At 41.4% G+C, this 1,194-nt stretch carries 1 protein-coding gene; it reads left to right on the top strand.

The features are described 5' to 3' along the window. On the top strand, positions 1-840 hold an 840-nt coding region (locus tag F607_RS0127320; RefSeq protein ID WP_027710503.1), incomplete at its 5' end, for a DinB/UmuC family translesion DNA polymerase. Positions 841-1,194: the final 354 nt, after the last annotated feature.

Here is a 1,194-nt window from a genome sequence, read left to right on the forward strand (position 1 = left end):
CCTACTAAGACGCTAGCAAAGTTAGCTAACCATGCGGCAAAGGATTATCCCGCAACTGGCGGCATTGTTGATCTCTGCTGTTCTGAGCGCCAAAAACGTTTGTTGGCTCTATACCCAGTTGACGAGGTTTGGGGCGTTGGTCGTAGGCTTTCTAAGCGCCTGAATACGCAAGGAATTATAACAGCCCTCGATCTAGCTAAAGCAGATCCCAAGACTATTAGAAAGAACTTCTCTGTCGTCTTAGAGCGTACCGTTAGAGAGCTAAACGGCGAGAGTTGTATTGATATTGAAGAAATAGCACCAGCAAAACAGCAAATTGTATGTAGTCGTTCGTTTGGGTCTCGTATAACGACAATCAACGCTATGCGCGAAGCTGTAAGCGAATATGCGAGCCGAGCTGGTGAAAAGCTGAGAGGTCAGAAACGATGCACTAAAGTTGTCAGCGTATTCATTCGATCAAGTCCCTTTAATCAAAACGAGCTACATTACAGCAACTCAGCATCTGCAACACTAGATATGCCAACAGACGACACTAGAGACATTGTACGAGTGGCTATGATGCTGCTTGATTTCATCTGGCGTGATGGCATTAGATATGCCAAAGCTGGAATCATGTTAAGCGACTTTTTCGAACCTGGAGTATTTCAACAGAGCTTGTTTTCTGAATCTGGTGATGTTTCCAAAAGCCAAGCGCTAATGACTACCATAGATAAAATAAACAGGACAGGTAAGCATATATTTTTAGCTAGTCAGGGAGTCAAGAAACCTTGGAGTATGCAAAGACACTATCTGTCTCCAGCATATACGACTTGCTGGAATAACATTCCGGTTGTTCGTTGATCAGTTATAAGATATTTGAGGTATATAGCAAAAGGTCATACAAATTACGTCGTATTTCGAGCTGAGAGTCTGCTGGTTAGATTTTATTTAATGCAGTAAGGCAAGGGTAGCGGGCATGATTTAAAATTGGTTAAATCGTATTGTGTGGCGTTTTATGTGTATTATTTGTTTTTGAAAGTTTGATTATTTTAACATCAATATTCCAGCCCACAAACTTCTTTCTAGTTTGTCTTGTTTATCTTGTTTTTATTCTTGTTTATCTTGTTTTACCCCCCCTTCTAGGCCACATCAATAGCGGCTTGTAGCGATTTAGCGACTCGCTTTTGTTGACTGAATGACTCGTAATTGCGACTT

It is taken from the genome of Zooshikella ganghwensis DSM 15267, assembly GCF_000428585.1.
GTDB classification, from domain to species: domain Bacteria; phylum Pseudomonadota; class Gammaproteobacteria; order Pseudomonadales; family Zooshikellaceae; genus Zooshikella; species Zooshikella ganghwensis.